At 59.3% G+C, this 19,222-nt stretch carries 16 protein-coding genes; 11 read left to right on the top strand and 5 right to left on the bottom strand.

Going from position 1 to position 19,222, the window contains the following annotated elements; all coding sequences use genetic code 11:
- The 3 genes from K0F75_RS25540 to K0F75_RS01885 all read right to left on the bottom strand — a co-directional run.
- Nucleotides 1-1,132, bottom strand: a 1,132-nt coding sequence (locus K0F75_RS25540) for a HAMP domain-containing protein (RefSeq protein WP_257604232.1), incomplete at its 3' end; no start/stop codon positions are given.
- A gap of 208 nt (nt 1,133-1,340) precedes the next feature.
- Entirely contained in the window at nt 1,341-2,567 is a 1,227-nt protein-coding gene (locus K0F75_RS01890; protein ID WP_219060063.1) for an NAD(P)/FAD-dependent oxidoreductase, read from the bottom strand.
- A 56-nt stretch (nt 2,568-2,623) separates the two neighbouring features.
- On the bottom strand, nt 2,624-3,412 hold the full coding sequence (locus K0F75_RS01885; protein ID WP_257604231.1) for an alpha/beta hydrolase: 789 nt from the start codon (nt 3,410-3,412) through the stop codon (nt 2,624-2,626).
- Between the two features lie 256 nt (nt 3,413-3,668).
- Here K0F75_RS01885 and K0F75_RS01880 point away from each other — a divergent pair, with 256 nt between their 5' ends.
- Both K0F75_RS01880 and K0F75_RS01875 read left to right on the top strand, forming a co-directional pair.
- Nucleotides 3,669-4,799, top strand: a complete 1,131-nt coding sequence (locus K0F75_RS01880; protein ID WP_219060062.1) for an FAD-dependent oxidoreductase — start codon at nt 3,669-3,671, stop codon at nt 4,797-4,799.
- Nucleotides 4,800-4,815: 16 nt separating this feature from the next.
- Nucleotides 4,816-5,625 carry an SDR family oxidoreductase gene (locus K0F75_RS01875; protein ID WP_219060061.1) on the top strand — a complete coding sequence of 270 codons (810 nt, stop codon included), beginning with the start codon at nt 4,816-4,818 and terminating at the stop codon, nt 5,623-5,625.
- A gap of 18 nt (nt 5,626-5,643) precedes the next feature.
- Here K0F75_RS01875 and K0F75_RS01870 read toward each other — a convergent pair whose 3' ends face one another.
- Entirely contained in the window at nt 5,644-6,552 is a 909-nt protein-coding gene (locus K0F75_RS01870; RefSeq protein WP_219060060.1) for a LysR family transcriptional regulator, read from the bottom strand.
- Between the two features lie 295 nt (nt 6,553-6,847).
- Here K0F75_RS01870 and K0F75_RS01865 point away from each other — a divergent pair, with 295 nt between their 5' ends.
- Nucleotides 6,848-7,138 carry an excalibur calcium-binding domain-containing protein gene (locus K0F75_RS01865; RefSeq protein ID WP_306823011.1) on the top strand — a complete coding sequence of 97 codons (291 nt, stop codon included), beginning with the start codon at nt 6,848-6,850 and terminating at the stop codon, nt 7,136-7,138.
- Between the two features lie 155 nt (nt 7,139-7,293).
- Here K0F75_RS01865 and K0F75_RS01860 read toward each other — a convergent pair whose 3' ends face one another.
- Nucleotides 7,294-8,313, bottom strand: a complete 1,020-nt coding sequence (locus K0F75_RS01860) for an AraC family transcriptional regulator (RefSeq protein ID WP_219060058.1) — start codon at nt 8,311-8,313, stop codon at nt 7,294-7,296.
- Nucleotides 8,314-8,971: 658 nt separating this feature from the next.
- Between K0F75_RS01860 and tssA the strand changes: the two genes are divergently transcribed.
- From tssA to tssH, 8 genes are all read left to right on the top strand, one after another.
- Complete coding sequence (tssA, locus tag K0F75_RS01855) at nt 8,972-10,528, top strand: type VI secretion system protein TssA (protein ID WP_219060057.1); 1,557 nt, start codon at nt 8,972-8,974, stop codon at nt 10,526-10,528.
- Nucleotides 10,529-10,627: 99 nt separating this feature from the next.
- Entirely contained in the window at nt 10,628-11,125 is a 498-nt protein-coding gene (gene tssB, locus K0F75_RS01850) for a type VI secretion system contractile sheath small subunit (protein ID WP_219060056.1), read from the top strand.
- A 3-nt stretch (nt 11,126-11,128) separates the two neighbouring features.
- Complete coding sequence (gene tssC / locus K0F75_RS01845) at nt 11,129-12,613, top strand: type VI secretion system contractile sheath large subunit (protein WP_219060055.1); 1,485 nt, start codon at nt 11,129-11,131, stop codon at nt 12,611-12,613.
- 160 nt (nt 12,614-12,773) lie between these two features.
- Nucleotides 12,774-13,262 carry an Hcp family type VI secretion system effector gene (locus K0F75_RS01840; protein WP_219060054.1) on the top strand — a complete coding sequence of 163 codons (489 nt, stop codon included), beginning with the start codon at nt 12,774-12,776 and terminating at the stop codon, nt 13,260-13,262.
- Between the two features lie 60 nt (nt 13,263-13,322).
- Entirely contained in the window at nt 13,323-13,742 is a 420-nt protein-coding gene (tssE, locus tag K0F75_RS01835) for a type VI secretion system baseplate subunit TssE (RefSeq protein WP_257604230.1), read from the top strand.
- A gap of 3 nt (nt 13,743-13,745) precedes the next feature.
- Nucleotides 13,746-15,461, top strand: coding sequence for a type VI secretion system baseplate subunit TssF (tssF, locus tag K0F75_RS01830; RefSeq protein ID WP_219060053.1), 1,716 nt, complete (start codon nt 13,746-13,748; stop codon nt 15,459-15,461).
- Nucleotides 15,425-16,432, top strand: a complete 1,008-nt coding sequence (gene tssG / locus K0F75_RS01825) for a type VI secretion system baseplate subunit TssG (RefSeq protein ID WP_219060052.1) — start codon at nt 15,425-15,427, stop codon at nt 16,430-16,432. The genes tssF and tssG overlap by 37 nt, the downstream gene beginning before the upstream one ends.
- Nucleotides 16,433-19,165, top strand: a complete 2,733-nt coding sequence (gene tssH, locus K0F75_RS01820; protein ID WP_219060051.1) for a type VI secretion system ATPase TssH — start codon at nt 16,433-16,435, stop codon at nt 19,163-19,165.
- Nucleotides 19,166-19,222 lie beyond the last annotated feature (57 nt).

The raw sequence follows: 19,222 nt of genomic DNA, 5'->3' as shown, positions 1-19,222 counted from the left end.
TGCAGTTGAGCGTGCCGATATCCTGGGCAATGCGCCCGACCAGGCCGCGCAGGCTGTCGAGCATGCTGCCGACGCTGGTCAGCAGTTGGCCGAGCTCATCGCGCCGAGCGTGCGATTGTGGCTCGGCAGTCAGGTCGCCGGCGGCGATCCGCCGGGTCAATGCCAGCACATGGGTCAGCGGTCGCAGTATCAGTTGGCGGATCAACACGGCGGCACCGATGCCCAAGGTCAGCGAGATGATCAGGATGCCGCCCAGTAGCTGCGTCACCTGCTCGCTGGTCTGGTGCCAGGCCAGCTCCTGCGCCTCGCTTACCGCAGCGAGGCGTGCGCCAACTTGCGTACTGGCGTTGTTCATCGCCGCCTGACTCACGGTGGCACGCTCGCGGCTGGCGACGAAGTGTTCGAAGGCATCACGGTATCCGGCCAGCGCTTCGTTGGCCTGGCGCAGGGAGTCCCGCTCGCTGCCATTCAACTGGCGCGCCAGGCTGTCCAGGTAAGTGAGCAGCTCGGTCATTCGGGTTTCCCAGTCGTCGTGCGCGCTCAGGCTGTTTTCATGGGCGAAATACAATTCGCTGTCGCGCAGGTTAGACAGTTTGTCGCGCAGCATCGAGGTCTGCTCCAGCAGCGTCATTAGCACCTGCGAAGGCGGTTGCGCTTGCTCGGCGACGGTGTTGAGCGCGTCGAGCTGGTCGAGCAGCACGGCGCTGAAACGCTCGCCCAGGTTGTGCGCAAGCTCCTGCATGCCTACCCGGGCGTCGCGTTCCTCAAGCTTGGCTTGAGAATAGTGCTGGAATTGGGTGAAGTAGGTGGCACTTGCCTCGCCAGCCGAAGCGGCGTCTGGAATTTCTCCGCGATGCAGGCTCAATAGCCCGCCGAGCTGCACGACCAAACTGGCGACCTGCCCGGATGCATCGGTGGACAGTGTCAAGCCGAAGTCTTTCTCTGCGGCACGGGCCTGCAACATTAGCGCGCGGGCACCACCGAGATCGCGGATGACCGCGCCGCGCTGTTCCAGCGCGTGCAGCGCATTGAACGCGGTAAAAGCGACAGCGATTGTCGACGCCAGGACCAGACCGAAGCCGAGGGTGAGTTTGGCGCCTACCGAGAGGTTGCCGAGTACACGAACGAACATGTTCATCTCCTTTCAGGGAGCTGCAAGGGGGCCGCCGCACGCACGTCATCAAAGTGATCGGTGCTTGGCGGCAGCGCTATGAAGGTATGTGTCAGCGGGTGAGGGTCGTGATCGAATCAGTGCGGGTGGGAGGCATGACATTCTTCTTATTGTGGTCATGGGCGCGGGGCAGGGCGGTTAGCCGCTGCCCCGCAGGGCTCAGATGTTGTCAGTCGAGAAGACTCTTCAAGGCGATGCCGGTGTCCGCGATCAGCGCCTGGTCGGGCGACATCCCGGCAGCCAGCAACTTGCGGCCAAGAATGTGCTCCAGAGGCTGGTTGACCGAGTCGACCGCGATCAGGGTGCTATCGCGGTAGTGGAATACCGAGAAGCGGCCGAGCTCGGGTTCGCCGCGAGTCACGCAGTGGGTGCGGCCAATCGACAGGCCGACCATTTGCAACTTGACCTCGCCCTGGTCGCTCCAGAACCAGGGCAGCGCTTCATAACTGGCGTCCTCGCCGATGATCAGACGTGCCACCAGGCGAGCCTGGTCGTTGGCATTCTGGATCGACTCCAGACGCAGTCGGGCGTTGTCGGCGTAGCGGTTCTCAAAGGTGACGCAATCACCGATGGCAAACACGTTTGGTGCCGAGGTACGCATCTGCGCATCGACCAGGATGCCGTTGCTGCAGGCGATGCCAGCGGCCTGCGCCAGCTCGCTGTTGGGTAGCGAGCCGGCACCGACAATGACCAGGTCGGCCGGCCATTCGCGGGTCGCGGTGCGTACGGCGGCAACCTTGCCGTTGTCGCCGAGGAAGGCGCTCACGGTACTGTCGAGCTCCAGGATAATGCCCTGTTCGCGGTGCTTGCGGGTTACATAAGCAGACACCTCTGGCGACACCGAGCGTTCCATGATGCGTGATGCGGTTTCCAGCACCGTGACCTGTTTACCGAGCTTGCGAGCGGTGGCGGCAATCTCCAGTCCGATGAAGCCGCCGCCAACGATGACTATTGAGCTGCTGCCCGTCAGGCGCTGACGCAGGGTGCGTGCCTGTTCGAGCGTACGCAGCACGAGAATGCCCTCCAGCGCGCTGCCCGGCAGTGTCAGGGTCCGCGCGCGGGCTCCAGTCGCCAGCACCAGCTCGTCGTAGGGGGCAAGGCTGCCGTCGGCCAGTTGCAGGGTTCGCGCCTTTGTATCAAGGGCGCTGACTCGGGTATTCAGGCGCAGGTCGACGCACTTCTCGTCGTAGAAACTTTGCGATTCGAGCAGCAGCTTGTTCTCTGCTTCCGGTGTGTCGTTGGTGAGGAAGGCTTTGGAAAGGGGCGGACGGTGATAGGGCAGATCAGCTTCGTCGCTGAGCAGGGTAATGGCGCCGGCGAAATCCAGTGCACGCAGGGCCGCGCAGAGGCTGACCCCGCCATGTCCGGCGCCCACGATAACGACATGTCTTGTCATTTTGTTGTTGTCTCTGTCGTTTGTTGGCTGGCCGGCGGCATTGCGCCGGCCGGTGATTAATCCTGAAAAAACGGGTGCAGCAGTTGCTCTACTAGCGCAGGCGCCTCGTGGTTGCAGATGTGTCCGACGCCAGCGATGACCTCTAGCACGACATTTGGATTCTGTGCGGCCATCGCCCGCATGTCTGCCACCGGTCCACCGCCGTGGTCATGCTCGGCCGCCACCAGCAGGGTAGGCACGCGCAGTTCAGGGAAGCGCGCACTGAAGTCCATTTCGATGAAGGCGCGTACATACGCCAGATAGCCGTCCAGAGTGGTGTTTTTCATCATCGTGCGCAGCAGGCTGTCCACCTGCGGATGACTGGCGCGAAAGTCAGCGCTCAGCCAACGGTCGACGGTGACATCGGCCAGCGTGTCCATGCCCTGGGTCTGTGCGGCATCGCAGCGACCGCGCCAGAACTCGCGCCGGTCGTCCGGCTGGCGTGGCCGGCAGCAGAACGCGGCGATGCGCGTGACCCGCTCGGGGTATTCCAGGCCGAGCGCCAAGGCCAGCGAACCGCCGAAGCCGAGGCCGACCACGGCGGAGCGGGAGATGCCGAGGCGGTCCCACAGCTGTACGACGCCGTCACGGATGGCGGCAAAATTACAGTCCTGTGGTGGTGCCGGGCTCTGCCCGTGCCCCCAGGGATCGAAGCGCAATACGCGAAAGTGCGCAGACAGGCCTGCGGCTTGTTCGGCCCAGAACTCTGCATCGTTGCCGATACCGGGTATGAAGGTCAGCCAAGGGGCATTCGCAGGCCCGCTGATGACATGGTGGAATGTGGGCAGTGCTTGAATTGCTTGCATTGAGCGGGCTCCTTCGCTGGCCGTAGGTTACGAACGTATCCGGGGCGGAGGTAGGCGATGAGCCGGATGGCTGTTATCCGGACAATGCATGGCTATCGATAGAAAGCTGAGTTGCGCTTTTTTGCTGGAGTGCACAGCAAGCCAGGACACTATGATCACGGCTGGCCCGAAGCTGCGCGAACAAAATTTCGCGGCGTCATCGACAATAACAATAAGCGGCCTGGGACGGGTCCATCCCGCGCCGTTGGAGATTCACATGGCTGCACTCATTCAATCCGCCCTGGTGGTCGGCGGTGGTTTTTCCGGCATGTCCGCCGCCATCGAACTGCGCAAACGCGGGATTGCCGTGGACCTGGTCGAAATCGACCCGCACTGGCGCAACTATGGCGCAGGTATCAGCATCGGTGGTCCCACGCTGCGGGCCTTCCGCACCCTCGGCATCCTGGAGCGTTTCCTGGACGAGGGGTATGCCTGCGATGGCCTGGACATCTTTTCCCCAGAAGGTGTGCTGCTGACTCAGGTGCCGACACCGCGCATTGCTGGAGACGAGGTGCCAGGGAGCGGCGCAGTGATGCGTCCGGTGCTGGCGAAGATCCTCGCCGATGCGACTCGCGCCAGCGGCACCGACGTGCGCCTGGGCTGCACCGTGAGTGCGCTGGAGCAGGATGCCGACGGTGTCACAGTGGACTTCAGTGATGGCAGTCGTGGTCGCTACGACCTGCTGATCGGCGCCGACGGTCTGTATTCAGGTTTGCGCGAACGCCTGTTGCCTGATGCGCCGAAGCCGCGTTACAGCGGGCAGGGCGTGTGGCGTGCGGTCTTGCCGCGTCCGGCGTCAGTCACGCGCACCATGCTGTGGGTCGGCAATCACCTCAAGATTGGGTTGAACCCTGTGTCGCGGGACGAGATGTACCTGTTCGTCAATGAAGATCGACCGGTTAATGATCTTGTGCCGCCAGAGGAGTTTCTGACGCGTCTAAAAGCGTTGCTCGATCCTTTCACTGCGCCAGAAGTACGTAACGCCAGAGCGATGCTCGACGAGCATTCGCTGGTGATTTTCCGGCCGCTGGAGGGGCTGTTGGTGGAGCAACCTTGGTATCGTGGACGCACCGTGCTGATCGGCGACGCGGTACACGCCACCACCCCGCATCTGGCCTCCGGTGCTTGTATCGGTATCGAGGACGCCATCGTGCTGGCCGAAGAACTGGAAAACGCGTCCAGCCTGACGGCCGCGCTGGAAAGCTTCCAGCAGCGTCGATGGGAGCGCTGCCGACTGGTGGTGGAGAATTCCATGCGCCTCGGTGAAATCGAGATTAATGGAGGCGACAAGGCCGAGCACATGCGCATTATGCACGCGTCATTTGCCGCATTGGCCCAGCCGATCTGACACGAGGGAGAAGTCGATGAATGTGTTGAGCGAACATGTAGTTTTGGTGACCGGTGGTGGTTCAGGCCTGGGCCTGGGCCTTGCGCGTCACTGCCGTGCCGAAGGTGCGCAGGTGGCGATATTCGAAATCTCCGCCGAGAAGGTAGCCCTGCTACGCGAAGAGTTCGGTCCCGATGTGCTAATTGTCCAGGGCGACGTAACGAGCCTGGATGATTTGCGCGCCTGTCGCGAGGCCGTACTTGCGCGTTTCGGCCGGCTTGATGCGCTGATCGGCGCCCAGGGGATCTTTGACGGCAACGTGCCGCTGATGGAGATGCCCGAGGAGCGCCTTGACGCACTTTTCGATGAGGTAATGCGGGTCAACGTGAAGGGTTATTTGCTGTCGGCGCGGGTGTTCTTCGACCTGCTGCGTGCCAGTGAAGGCGCCATGGTACTGACCACTTCGACTGCGGCCTATGCCGCCGATGGTGGCGGTGCGGTATACAGCGCGAGCAAGGGCGCGATACGTAGTCTGGTCAACCAGTTGGCGTTCGAGTTTGCGCCGCATGTCCGGGTCAATGCCGTGGCGCCGGCCGGCATCGCCAACAGCCAACTGAGCGGGCCGCGTTCGCTCGGGCTGGAGGCGCAGAAGCAATCCGACATTCCCCAGGATGCCTTTCTCTCGATGTTTCGCTCACTCAGTTTGCTAAAAGAACTTCCGACGCCCGAAGACCACGGTCCACTCTATGCCTTCCTGGCATCTCGGCATAACCGCATCATGACCGGGCAGACGGTAGTGGCCGACCAGGGGATGCTGAACCGGGCTGTGCTGCATAGGCAGCACTAAGCGCCCGGCGCTATCCGCTCAGGAACGGTTCTTCAGCAGCAGTGGGGCTTCCTGCTCCAGCAGCTTTTGAACCGTGCGCGTCGCCAGGGTGTTGGGGCGGCGTAGTGAACTGGCCAGCACCACGCTACGCAACAGTTCCGGCTTGATGATGCGGGCGACCGAGAAGCGAGGGTCGTCCACATGCTCGAACAACCCCGAGGTGATCGCGTACCCCCCGCCGGCCGCGACGATTTCCCATTGCAGCCGAATCGAGTCGGCTTCCACTGCGCAGTCGAAGTGAATGCCGTGGGTTTTGGATAGCTTTTCAAGCCGCGCGCGCAATGGGTGCGGCCGGGAAGGAAGCACCAATGGAAGGCCCTGCAGGTCGGATAACTCAACGGTTGATTGTGTGACTGCAGGATCTTGCGCGCGGCCGACCAGCATGAGTTTGGGCTGCACCAGTACCGACTCTTCCGACGCCGATACATCGCCTTCGCGCAGGAGCAGTGCCATATCTACACGGCCTTCATTGATCAGCTCCTCAAGGTGCGCACTGCTACCCTCGCATATTTGCAACTTTATGCGCGGGTAGCGCTCATGCACCAGCTTGTACAACGGTCCGGCAATGGGCTCCACCGTAGACGGCAGCAGTCCGATCCGCACCTCTCCAATCGGAACGCCACCGGAGGTGCGAATCACATCAGCGACTTCTTCCGATTCTTCTACGAGGGACTCGATGCGTGGGAGGATCTGCAAACCAAACTCGGTGAGGTTCACACCACGTCCGGTGCGATTGAACAGTCTCACTCCGCATTCACGTTCCAGTTGGGAAATATGACGGCTGATCATTGACTGCGGTACGTCGAGTGCCACGGCCGCTTGGGTCAGGCTTCCCAACTTGGCGACCTTGATGAAGTGATGCCATTTTGGGTCGAGAATCGATTGCAAGTTGGCTGTCCTTTTATTTTTATTGGGGCGTGGAGTGTCGGATTATTCCATGCGCTCTTTAGCTTGAGCAAAGGGTTTGGCTCAGTGATTTTTCACCGACCTGGGTATCGTTGTGACGCCGTCTTGAGAGGGGCTTACGATTTTGAGTCGGGCTTGAAACGGATAATGTACGGACGGCACTATTATTTGCCATGCGCGTACGGCTCCATGCCGCTGTATGTCAGCAGAAAGTGTGAATTGATTTGGCGCGCAGGTAACGAGAGAATACGGAACTCGCTCGTTGTGTCACTCGGGAATGGAATTAATGAAACGGATTTTGTTTGCGATAATTATCGCCAGCGTTGCGTGGAAGGCTTTTACCTCGCCGACACTCTTGGCCTGGACCGGGACCAAAGTTTCGCCGCCGCAAGTGCCTTCATCTGCTGCAGTCGTATCTGCCCAATCAGCATTCAAGTGTGATGGCCGCCAATACTGTTCTCAGATGACATCTTGCGCAGAGGCAAAGAACTTCCTCCAGCACTGTTCCGAGATGAAAATGGACGGCGACGGAGATGGGATACCGTGTGAGTCGCAATGGTGTAACTAGCTCCCTTCATCCTCGGGCTTTTGGTCGGCCCGGTTGACTGGTTTATTCGTTGCAACAGGGTCGAGACGGCGAAGCACGGCGCCCGTCGTTGCGGTTATTGCTGCAAACAAACCGATCTCCGTTAGTGCTGGGGATGCAGTGGCTATGCGTCTGCTTTATACAGGCTCGCACTTCCGTTGTGCAGCCATGATGCGATGGTCCTGCGGGGACATGCCATAACTGCGGCTGAAAGCGCGGGTAAAGTCCGAGGCGCTTTTGAAGCCCAGGCTGTAAGCGATCTCAATAACCTGCCGATTGGGATATCGCACCAACTCGTCTGCTGCTTCACGCAGTCGGCAATTACGGATGTAGCGGCCCAATCCGCCCTCATGCTGGAAAAGCCGATACAGCGTATGGCGCTGCAGTTGTACTGCAGCCAGAACGCTCTCGGGTGTCAACCAGGGTTGATACAGGTTGTCTTGCACATAGCGTCTGGCTTTGTCGAACATTGCGCTACGTGCCGCTGCCCGGACGTTACCCCCCAGTTTGGCCTGTTTGGCAAATGCGCCGAGCATTAACTGAATGCCGATATCGAACGCTGTCGTTGCTTGATCCGCATTCATGCCCGGCAGGCTTTTCGAGAGTGTCGCGACGTGCTCGATCATCAGCTGGGTAAGCGGGGTCGTATTGGTGAAGACGCGGCCGTGGATCGACTCTGCGTGTGGCAGCGCTGCGTCCACTATCGGTCGCGGTACGAAGAATGTCAGTACCCGACAATGACTTCGGTGCATCCTTATCGGTTGGTTCATGTCCATGGCGACAATACTGGCCTGAGCGGGGTTGCGGCTTTCAAGGCCCCCGCCCTGAATGGCGTCAATGCCGCCCTCGGTGAACACTTGAAAAACGTAATCCCGGACGCTGTCCGTCGAAATGCGTGCGACCGAGCGATCAAGCAGCAAGGCGTCACTCGAGCAATCGGTAAACAGTCGAGCCCCTAACGTATAGCGGTCGATACAGCCGTTAAAAGGTGACTCGACAGCCTTGGAAGAGGGCAGTGCGTCAATGACGTGCCCGACCCGACGGCGCCAGGCCAAAAACTGATTGGGGACTGGCTCCGCGCTGACATTGAAGTGGTCGGGAGCCTGGCTGGCACCAAATGGGGGTCGAGGCGATTGAGTTGACGCGGGACTGTTCATAACTTCACTGCTGACCAGTAGACCAAGGTTTGTATCGATAACCGGACCGAAATGGCGTCCGCTGAATGTAGGCCTACGCTTCACGCAGGCAGCCATTATCGCTGTACGGACGCGTGCTTATCTGCTTTTTTCAGCGCAATGAAAACTTTTTTTCGCTTTCGCTACCGGCACCCAAAACTGCTCATGCGGAATAGAGGGGGCCGCGGAGGCTTAAAATAGTTCAAAAACTGCAACGCACGGTCAAGCCGTACAAAAAAAGTCTGATAAGTTCCGTACAGGTTCGCATTTTAAAACGGTTAATTTTATTTGAGGTTGTTAGGCGTTTTTTTGCACCAAATAAGGGTGAATATCTTTTTTTGCTCTGCGGTGGTGCGCGGATAAACGCAATGCAACTCTGAACATGACCGGGGGGCAGATCAACTCAGGTGTTCACCTGATGTTGCCAACTGGGGTGTCAGTGCATTCTTATCTGGCGGTTTAGTCGACGACCATCGCACGTTATTAATACGGCGCAGGGTCCAGCAGGTTGAAATTCTTTTGATTAATTAGTCATTGGAAATGATGCCTTAAGTGCAGTAATGATCTGGGCATCGCCAGCAAAATTCTTTGCGTGTGTGACGGTGTATCGAGCGGCATATCGATGTAGCAGGAATGACGGATGAGTTGTCTCGATCAGGAGTTGGGTTCGTTTGCGATCAGCGTGGCCAGCCCGGCTGGCGCCAATCCTCGAGAAGGTGCGGCCTTTTCGCTCGCGCAAATTGAAGTTGAAAAGCTGACCAATATTCATGCCGAGTCCGGAGTGGACTGGCAGAAAGTGGCGGATACCTGCGCAAAAGTTCTTCGCGAGGAAGGTAAGGATTTCAATGCTGCGGTCTGGTTGTTGTGTGCCTGGACCACGCTCAACGGTATCTCTGGTCTTGCGACCGGGGTACAGGTATTGCGCGAAATGCTCGAGCAATACTGGGACACGTTGACGCCACCACCCGCCCGATTGCGTGCTCGGCGTAACCAGGCTGAATGGATGCTCGAATGGCTGACGGCGAAGGTCGAAGAAAGCTTCGAGCCGGTGCCTGGTGATCAGTTAGCTGTCTTGCTCGAAAACTGGGACGCCATCGATCGTTTTTGGCGCGACAAGGACGCTGACGGTCCGAGTTTCTTTGCGTTGCGTCGACGGCTGTCACAGCTGCCCGTGCAGGCCAGTGCCGAGCCAGCGGTTGTTGCGCCTGAGCCGGTTCAGCCGGTCGAGTCTATCGCAGCAGCAGCAGTACCGATTCCGCAGCCCCCTTCGGTATCTGGCATGGCACCGCCAACGCTTGCTCCGGTTCGTTTGTCGGATAGCTTTGAAAGCGATGAGGCGATTGAGAACGCCGTAAACGGCGTGTTTGCGTCGTTAGCGCCGCTGGTTGCGTTTTGTCTCGACTCTCGTCCGACGTTGCCGTTGCTGTTTCGCCTGAACCGACAGTCGGCCTGGACTACCTTGCAGCAGGCTCCGCCTGCGCAAGGCAACACCACGCGTCTTCCGCCACCTTCGGAAGCCGAACTGCAGAGTTTCAGCCGGTTGCAGAGCGCTGGCGAGCCGCTGGACATCGTGCGGTTTTGCGAAGGCCGACTGAACACGTATCCATTTTGGCTTGACCTTAATCGAGCCAGCCATGCAGCACTATCACGACTCGGCTCCGGCTCCTTGGCCGCTGTCGCGAGCCTGTCCCTGGAAACTCGCCATTTTCTGGCACGCCTGCCGTCGCTGGCCGAACTCACCTTCGCCGACGGCCAGCCGTTCGCCGATGGCGCAACGCGTAGCTGGCTCGAAGGGCTGGCCCCGGTGGTCAGTGCCGGGGCCGGGGATGCTGTGCAAACGCTGATTGACGATGCAGGGCGAGAAGCCGCTGACGGACGTCTGAACGATGCGCTTGCCAGCCTGCAAGCGAGCCTGCGTGAGGCCGGCAGTGGCCGCGACCGCTTCCGTTTGCGTCGTGCCCAATGCGAGTTGCTGCACCGTTTCGAGCCTCGCGCCGAGTTGCGAGTGGCCCTGGATGTATTGCTGCAAGAAGCAACGGAGCAGGGGTTGGATCGCTGGGAACCGGATCTGGTTCGGCCTTTATTGGAACTGGCGTTGGTTCAAGAGGATGGCGGTTCAAAAACAGTATGGGCGCAGCAGTTGGCCGCCATGGATTTGCCCGCTTTCTGGCGTCTGGCCAGTCCACAGACTCCTTGAGTTCAGCAACACGCGATACCTGACAGACATACGCATATCAATGCCATGGGTTTTATAACGGCTGCGTTGAGCGAGCCCGCTAAACAGGAGTGAGATTAAATGGCTAGTGAAGGTTCAGTCGCGCCTAAAGAACGCGTCAACATTGTGTACAGCTCCGACACCGGCGGCGCCCAAGAGCAGGTCGAGCTGCCTCTGAAGCAACTGGTCATCGGCGACTTCACCTTGCGTGAAGACGACACGCCGGTTGAAGACCTCAAGCCGATCCGCGTCGACAAAGACAACTTCACCGATGTGCTCAAAGGGCAAAACCTGAGCCTGCAACTGGCGGTGCCCAATCGTCTGGCGGAGAACGCGCCGGAAGACGAGCAGATTCCGGTATCGCTCACCTTCCAGTCTATTCGCGACTTCGAACCCGATGCCATCGTTGCCCAGGTTCCTGAGTTGCAGCAGCTGATTGCCTTGCGTGATTCGCTCAAGGCGCTCAAAGGCCCGATGGGCAACCTGCCGGAATTTCGCAAGCAACTTCAGGCCCTGATGAACGATGACGGTGCCCGCGAGCGCCTGCTCTCGGAACTCGGCGTAAAGGACAAGGAATAACCCATGAGTGAAGAAAAAAGTCAGGCCGCGAGCAGCACCGGCCAAGCGGTCGAGTCCGTTTCGTTGCTGGATCAATTGGTAGAAGCCGCTCGCGTCAAGCCGGGCGATGAAGCCTATGCTGTTACCCGTCACGGTCTCGAAGCCTTTGTCACCGAGCTGCTCGAACCTGCAAGGCAGACCGAGAAAGTCAGCGCCGGTCTGATCGACGACATGATTGCCACACTGGACGCCAAGCTTTGCCGTCAGGTCGATGCCATCATTCACAACGAGAAGTTTCAGAAGCTCGAGTCGTCATGGCGCTCGCTGAAGTTTCTGGTCGACCGTACGGATTTCCGTGAGAACAACAAGCTGGAGATTCTTAGCGTCTCCAAGGAAAAGTTGCTCGAAGATTTCGAAGACGCTCCTGAAATCACCCGCTCGGGTCTGTACAAGGCGGTGTACACCGCTGAGTTTGGCCAGTTCGGTGGTCAGCCATTCGGCTCCATCATTGGTAACTACGAGTTCAATCCTGGCGCGCAGGACATGAAGCTCCTGCAATCGGTCGCCTCCATTTCGGCCATGTCCCACACGCCTTTCATTGCCTCGGCGGGTCCCCAGTTCTTTGGCATCGACAGTTTTGCGGATTTGCCCAATCTGAAGGACCTGCAAGCGGTCTTTGAAGGCCCGCAGTTCACCAAGTGGAACGCCTTCCGCGAAAGCGATGATGCCCGTTTTGTCGGTCTGACCTTGCCGCACTTTTTGCTGCGCACGCCTTACGGCGAGGACACTGTTCCGGCCAAGACCTTCCGTTACAACGAAAGCGTCAGTGGCGGTAACAAGGATTTCCTGTGGGGCAACGCCGCGTTTGCGTTTGCCAGCCGCTTGTCTGACAGCTTTGCCCAGTACCGTTGGTGCGCCAACGTGATCGGTCCGCAGGGTGGGGGTACGGTCGGTGACTTGCCGATCTACAACTACGAAGCCATGGGTGAAACCCAGACCAAGATTCCGACCGAGGTGCTCATCTCCGAGCGCCGCGAGTTCGAGCTGGCCGAGCAAGGTTTCATCGCGCTGACCATGCGCAAGAACACCGATAACGCGGCGTTCTTTTCCGCCAACTCGTGCCAGAAGCCCAAGTTTTTCGGCAACGACAAAGAGGGCAAGGAAGCAGAGCTCAACTACAAGCTCGGCACCCAGCTGCCTTACATCTTTGTGGTCAGTCGCCTGGCGCACTACATCAAGGTCATTCAGCGCGAAAACATCGGCACCTGGAAAGAGCGTGGCGACCTGGAATCTGAACTCAACACCTGGATTCGCCAGTACGTGGCCGACATGGACAACCCTGCGGCCGGTGTGCGCAGCCGCCGTCCATTGCGTCAGGCCGACATTACCGTCAGCGACGTTGAAGGCGATCCAGGCTGGTACCGCGTCGGTTTGAAAGTTCGCCCGCACTTCAAGTACATGGGCGCTTCTTTCACGCTGTCGCTGGTTGGCAAGCTCGACAAGAGCTGATTTGGCAGAGCGAACGAATGACTTGAATGCCGTTCGTTCAGGTGTTTACCCGAGGGTCATAGCCTCGGGGGTTCCATAAGATGGATTCAACGCAACGATACAGGGCTAGCAGCTCTGATCGTTGCCTGAACACTAACTGATTAAACCCGGAGTACCCGTTATGCCAATGCCATGCTACCTGAGTATCGAAGGCCAGAACCAAGGCAAGATCGAAGGTTCGAGCAGTGTTACCGGCCACGTAGGGATGATCCTCGTACAAGCCGTTGAACACCTGATCGATATTCCCAAGAACCCGCAGACCGGCTTGCCCGCAGGCAAGCGTGTTCACCAGGGCATGACCCTGACCAAAGAGATCGACAAGGCTTCGCCAAAGCTGCTGCAGGCCCTGACCTCCGGCGAACAGCTTAAAACCGTTGTGCTTGAGTTCTATCGCATCTCGCCCAAAGGCACTGAAGAAAAGTACTACACCATCACCCTGAGCAATGCAGTGCTTGTTTCTGCCCGTACCTGGGTGCCAAACGTATTGAGCCCTGAGTTCAAGCAAATGGGCCATATGGAAGACATCGGCATCACCTACGAAAAAATTGTCTGGACCTGGGTGCCGGACGGCATCGAAGCCGAAGACTCGTGGTTGGCGCCAAAAGCGTAAGTCATTCTTCACCGCCCTGATTCAGGGCGGTGTTCTTTCAATTTCAGAAGGTACACGGCGTTGAGAGAAAAACGATTGCTGGAACGCATCACGGGCTTGCAGGTTGAAACCGGCCGCACGCACCTGACCCAAGCGGAAGTGCTTACGCAGTCAATTGTTCAGCATCTGCAACGCATCTTGAATACCCGGCGCGGCAGCGTGCCCATCGACGCCGATTTTGGCGTACCCGATTTCACCAATCTGGCCGGTTCGTTTGCGACCGGCGAGACCACGCAAATAATTGAGAACATGACTCGCATGATCGCCCGCTATGAGCCTCGGTTGAAGTCGCCGCGCATTCTGGTCGCCGAAGGCGCTCAGGAAGTGTTGTCGTTGAGCTTCAGCCTTGAAGGCCTGGTGTCCATTGATGACCGGGACATTCCCATCCATCTGGCAACGCGCGTGTCTTCAGACGGCCGCGTTTCCCTGGCGATGCACTAAGTCATGCTCAACAGCCATTATCAAAGTGAACTCAACCACCTGCGCCGTCTGGCCGATGAGTTTGCCCGTAGCAACCCGGCCCTGGCACCGCTGCTGGGTGTGGACTCGGCAAATGACCCCGATGTCGAGCGCTTGCTCGAAGGCGTGGCGTTTCTCACCGGGATGGTTCGCCAACGGCTGGACGACGAGTTTCCCGAGTTCATCCAAGAGTTGGCGCAGCTGCTGTACCCACATTATCTGCAGCCATTGCCTTGCCTGACACTGCTTCAATTTCAGCCTCGCGGGGCGTTGCAACAAGCCACGCGTATCGATGCCGGGTGCGAAGTCGCTTCGGTACCTGTCGATGGTCAGCGGGTGCGCTTTCGCAGCACTGCGGCGGTAGACCTCGAACCGCTGCAACTGATCGGTACACGCTGGGATGGCGGTGCCGGTGAAGAGCGCAGTCTGGTCCTGGATTTCGCTTTTACCACCGCAGATCCAGACGATTGGCAAGCTGACAGCCTGCGTTTCTATCTAGGCGATGGTCTGGTGGATGGCTGCAAGTTGCTACGTCTGCTGCAGCTCAACCTGCGTGAGATCCGTATCTGTGCGCAAGGGCAGCCCATGACGTTGCTGCCAGCCAGGCATTTGCGTGGCCTCGGATTCGATGCCAGCAATACCTTACTGCCTTTTCCCGACACCGCTCACCCTGCTTATCGCTGCTTGCAGGAATACTTTGCGCTGCCCGAGAAGTTTCTTTTTGTCGAGCTTTCCGGCTTCAAACAGTGGCGTGTCAGGGGCAAGGGCGGTCGATTCAGTGTGCGTCTGATGTTCGAGAATTTGCCGGACTGGGCGCCAAATCTGTCCGCCAACAGTTTCATGATGGGGGTCACCCCGGCGATCAACCTGTTCGCCCAGGAAGCGCACCCGTTGCGCATCGACCACAAGCAAGTCGACTACCGCATCCAGCCCGCCGATCATGGCCAGCGCATGAGCATGCGAATTCATTCGGTCCTCAAGGTCAGCGCTTACTCTGCCGCAGGGGGCGAGCGGCAGTTGGAGCCGTTCAATACGTTTTCGCAGCGCGATACCTACAACTTGCGAATCCGACAGTCGACTATCGACGCTCATGGCTATGACCATTATTTGAGCCTGCCCTACCGTGAAGGCAAAGTGCCTGGCGAGATGACGCTGTCCATCGGTTTGCTGTGTACCAATGGCAAGTTGCCGGAAAGCTTGCGTCTGGGGGATTTGAATCAGCCCACCGACAACACGCCACCCAGGGTCGAATTCAAGAGCATTCGCGGTATTACGCCGTGCCAGCCTCCCAAGTTCGACGACAAACTGCTGTGGCGCATGCTCTCGCAGCTCAATGCCAATCACTTCCGTCTGGCCGATCGCGACTACCTGCGAGGCCTGCTGTCGCTCTATCTGCCTAGCGTCGGCGAAGGCGCCCAGGACGCCAACGAGCGGCGAATCGATGCTATCGAAAACGTCACGGTTACCCACGAGCGCCGTTTCATTCGCGGGCTGCCCATTGAAGGCAGCGTGGTCCGGGTCGAGTGCCGGGGCGACCATTTCCTGAGTCCCGGCAATTTCTACATGTTCGGTTGCGTGCTCGATGAATTTTTCGCCGGCTGTACAGCTATTAACAGCTTTACCGCTTTCACGCTGTTCGACAGCGTCAACCATGAGACCTTGAAATGGCCAGCGAAGATCGGGCACCAACGCCTGCTGTGATCGATCCGCTGCTCGATGACGGCGGCGATTATGGTTTTTTTCAGGCCTTGCGCCTGTTGCGATTACGTTTCCCTAGCGAAAAAGACTTCGTCGAGAACGTGCGGGTCCGGCCACGGCTAGGGCTTGGATTTCCCCAACGGGATATCGAACGGATCGAGCAAGGTGAAGACGGCCGCTATCGGATCGAGGCCAATTTTTTTGGTCTGTATGGCGTCACCTCGCCGTTGCCGACCTTTTACACCGAAGACCTGATCGACGAGCAACTGCTGGGCCATTCAGCGGGGCGCGACTTTCTCGACATCCTGCATGCGTCGCTCTATCCACTGCTGTTTCGCGCGTGGGAAAAGCACCGGATCTGGATCGATATTACCGAGCGACGTGACGTCAAGAGCCTGCGCCAGCTACAGGCATTGATCGGCATTGCGGATGCGCGTCCCGAGCAACGGGATCAATCCGTCGATTTGCTGCGTTATGCCGGTTTATTCAACCAGCACCCACGCTCGGCGCTCGGCCTGCAGCAGTTGGTCAAGGCGGTGCTCGAAGATGTGCCGGTGGAAGTGGTGCCCTGTGTCGAAACACGTCTGCGGATCGACCGTCCGGCGCGCACTTACCTGGGAATGCAGTGCGGTGTATTAGGCGAAAACAGCCTGCTCGGTCGAGAGGTCATGGACCGCAGTGGCACGCTGGATATTCGCCTGGATTCACTGAGTGCCGAGCGTTTTCACGGGTTGTTGCCAGGGCAAGCGCTCTATCAAAAGCTCGAACGGTTGGTGGCGTTATACCTGCAGACGCCGCTACGCAGCCGATTGGTCATGCGTCTTGCGGCAGATGAGCAGCAATGCGCCTCGCTGGGGGGCGGCTGGCAGCGGCTCGGCCTCGATACCTGGCTCGGTGACGGCGACACGCAGGACGACGTTGTATTCATGCTTGCGGCCGAACACGGACCAATGCTCGAAGAGAGGACTCGATAGATGATTCAGGTAGAACTCAAACCACTGTTCGCACGGCTCAATGTTTACAGCACCAAGGCCCTGGAGAACGCGGCGGGCCTGACCCTGGCGCGCACTCATTACGAGATTTCCCTGGAGCACATGCTGCGTCAGTTGCTGGAAGACCCTAGTGCCGATGTGACGCGCATTCTCACCCGATTCGAAATCGATCCGATGCGCCTGCGTGCGCTGCTCGACGACGGTCTGGCGCAGCTGAAGAACGGTAACCCCGGGCGTCCGGTGTTCGCCAGCCTGCTCACTGAGTGGATTCAGGACGCCTGGCTGATCGCCTCGCTGGTGGTCGGCACCGGGCGGATTCGCGGTGGCTCGCTGTTGCTGGCGCTGATTTCCCGTCTGGGTTACTACACCGCCGGCACTCGTTACGGCGAACTGCTCAAGCCCATTTCCGCCGATGCCCTGACGGCTGAGTTTCCCCACCTGCTGGGCGGCTCCAGTGAAGGTCCGCTGGACAGCCTGCAAACCGGCCTCGGGTCTTCTTCGGTCGCCAGTGCGGGCGGTATCGCGCCCGCCGCTGAAGACAATATCGGTCGCTTTTGCGAAGACCTTACCGCCAAGGCAGCGGCGGGGCGCATCGACCCGATTTTCGGCCGCGATGATGAGATTCGTCAGATGATCGACATCCTCGCCCGACGTCGTAAAAACAACCCCATCGCTGTGGGCGAGCCCGGTGTGGGCAAGTCCGCCGTGGTGGAAGGCCTGGCGCTGTTGATCAGCCAGAACGAAGTGCCGGACTTTCTTAAAAACACGCGTCTGCTCAGCCTCGATCTGGGTGCGCTGGAAGCGGGCGCCAGCGTCAAGGGCGAGTTCGAGAACCGCCTGCGTGGTGTCATCGAAGAGATTAAGGCATCCACCACGCCGGTGATCCTGTTCATCGACGAAGCACACATGCTGATCGGTGCTGGCGGCGCGGCAGGGGGTTCCGATGCGGCCAACCTGCTCAAGCCCGCGTTGGCCCGTGGCGAGTTACGCACCATCGCCGCCACGACCTGGTCGGAATACAAGAAGTACTTCGAGAAAGACCCGGCGCTGGCTCGCCGTTTCCAACTGGTCAAACTGGACGAGCCGAGTGTCAAAACCGCCGTGCTGATCTTGCGTGGTCTCAAGGGGCATTACGAAAAAGTCCACGGTGTCAGTGTGCGTGATGACGCTATCGTTGCCGCCGCTGAATTGTCGGATCGCTACATTACCGGGCGCTTGCTGCCGGACAAGGCCGTGGACTTGCTCGACACCGCCAGTGCTCGTGTACGGATCGGCCTGGGTATCAAGCCTGCCGAGTTGGAACGCATGGAGCGGCAGTTGTCCGGTCTGGCTCGCGAGCTGAACGCACTGGAGCGCGATCGCGCCAACGGTTTCCCTGTGGAAGACCAGCGCCTGGCAGATATCGCCGACGAGCAGGCTGAGATTGACGACAGACGTGCTGTGCTGGAAGCCCGCTGGCTGGCCGAGCGTGATGCCGCGGTACGCGTTCTCGAAGCCCGCAAGCAGCTAACCCTGAAAGAAGAGGATCTGCCAGTACCAGCCGAAGGCGAAGTTGCTCAGGTACTGGCATCGCTGGACGAACGTCAGGCCGAGCTGGATCAGGCCCGCGAGGCGCTGGCTGCGCTGCAAGGTGACGAGCCGCTGCTGTTCACCGAAGTCAACCCGGATGCGATTGCCAAAGTCGTCTCCGACTGGACCGGCGTGCCGCTGGGCAAAGTGCTGCGCGACGCTGCGGGCGGCGTGCTGGCCCTGGCCGACAACATCAAGACGCGTATTCGAGGTCAGGACACTGCCGTCGAGCAAATCGCGGAAATCCTCAAGGCCGCGCAATCCGGTCTGCGCGATCCGCAACAGCCGTTGGGTGTGTTCCTGCTGGTCGGTCCATCGGGTGTTGGCAAGACCGAAACCGCCTTGGCCGTGGCCGAACACTTGTTCGGCGGTGAGCAGGCGATGATCTCGGTGAACATGAGCGAGTACCAAGAGAAGCACACCGTCAGCCGTCTGGTGGGCTCGCCTGCCGGTTATGTCGGTTTCGGCGAGGGCGGTATGTTGACCGAGGCGGTGCGTAAGCGTCCGTATTCGGTGGTGCTGCTCGATGAAGTGGAGAAAGCCCACCTGGATGTGGTGAACATTTTCTATCAGGTCTTCGACAAGGGCAGCCTGTCCGACGGCGAAGGGCGGCAGATCGACTTCTCCAACACCGTGGTGCTGCTGACCAGCAACCTGGCCACCGAAGAAATCCAGAACCTGTGCGTCGATGGGCGTCCCGATCCGGACACCCTGGCGGAAAAGATCCGTCCGACCCTGTCCCGCCATTTCAAACCTGCGTTGTTGGCGCGCATGACCATCGTGCCGTTCTTCACGTTGGGCGCCGAACAACTGGCAGGCATCGTGCGCCTCAAGCTGAGTCGTCTCAGCGAGCGCCTGCTGGCCTCGTCGAAAGTACGCCTGACCTTCTCGGAGGAAGTCGCCGACGCCATCGCCGCACGCTGCACAGAAGTGGAGAGCGGGGCGCGCAACATCGACTTCATTCTGCGCAAAAGCCTGACGCCGCGGTTGTCCGACGTGTTGCTGGGGGCGATTGCCGATCAGCGCACGCTGGCCGGGCTGCATGTGGCGGTGGATGCGGGCGGCGAGTGGATCATTACCCAGGTAGAAACCGATGCGATCAGGTCTTTACCCGAGGGTGAAGCGCTGCTTGAAACCCTAGAGTGACCGCTCGTTTACCTACTGAAGAACAAGGATTGATTGATGGCCCTCAATGATCACGCG

Source organism: Pseudomonas sp. UMAB-08, assembly GCF_900095225.1.
Classification (GTDB): domain Bacteria; phylum Pseudomonadota; class Gammaproteobacteria; order Pseudomonadales; family Pseudomonadaceae; genus Aquipseudomonas.
This window is presented reverse-complemented; position numbering and strand designations above follow the sequence as displayed.

Coding starts and splice junctions, on each gene's coding strand:
- K0F75_RS01890 (WP_219060063.1), bottom strand. CDS start 2,567: ATGACAAGACATGTCGTTATCGTGGGCGCCGGACATGGCGGGGTCAGC.
- K0F75_RS01885 (WP_257604231.1), bottom strand. CDS start 3,412: ATGCAAGCAATTCAAGCACTGCCCACATTCCACCATGTCATCAGCGGG.
- K0F75_RS01880 (WP_219060062.1), top strand. CDS start 3,669: ATGGCTGCACTCATTCAATCCGCCCTGGTGGTCGGCGGTGGTTTTTCC.
- K0F75_RS01875 (WP_219060061.1), top strand. CDS start 4,816: ATGAATGTGTTGAGCGAACATGTAGTTTTGGTGACCGGTGGTGGTTCA.
- K0F75_RS01865 (WP_306823011.1), top strand. CDS start 6,848: ATGGAATTAATGAAACGGATTTTGTTTGCGATAATTATCGCCAGCGTT.
- K0F75_RS01860 (WP_219060058.1), bottom strand. CDS start 8,313: ATGAACAGTCCCGCGTCAACTCAATCGCCTCGACCCCCATTTGGTGCC.
- tssA (WP_219060057.1), top strand. CDS start 8,972: ATGAGTTGTCTCGATCAGGAGTTGGGTTCGTTTGCGATCAGCGTGGCC.
- tssB (WP_219060056.1), top strand. CDS start 10,628: ATGGCTAGTGAAGGTTCAGTCGCGCCTAAAGAACGCGTCAACATTGTG.
- tssC (WP_219060055.1), top strand. CDS start 11,129: ATGAGTGAAGAAAAAAGTCAGGCCGCGAGCAGCACCGGCCAAGCGGTC.
- K0F75_RS01840 (WP_219060054.1), top strand. CDS start 12,774: ATGCCAATGCCATGCTACCTGAGTATCGAAGGCCAGAACCAAGGCAAG.
- tssF (WP_219060053.1), top strand. CDS start 13,746: ATGCTCAACAGCCATTATCAAAGTGAACTCAACCACCTGCGCCGTCTG.
- tssG (WP_219060052.1), top strand. CDS start 15,425: ATGGCCAGCGAAGATCGGGCACCAACGCCTGCTGTGATCGATCCGCTG.
- tssH (WP_219060051.1), top strand. CDS start 16,433: ATGATTCAGGTAGAACTCAAACCACTGTTCGCACGGCTCAATGTTTAC.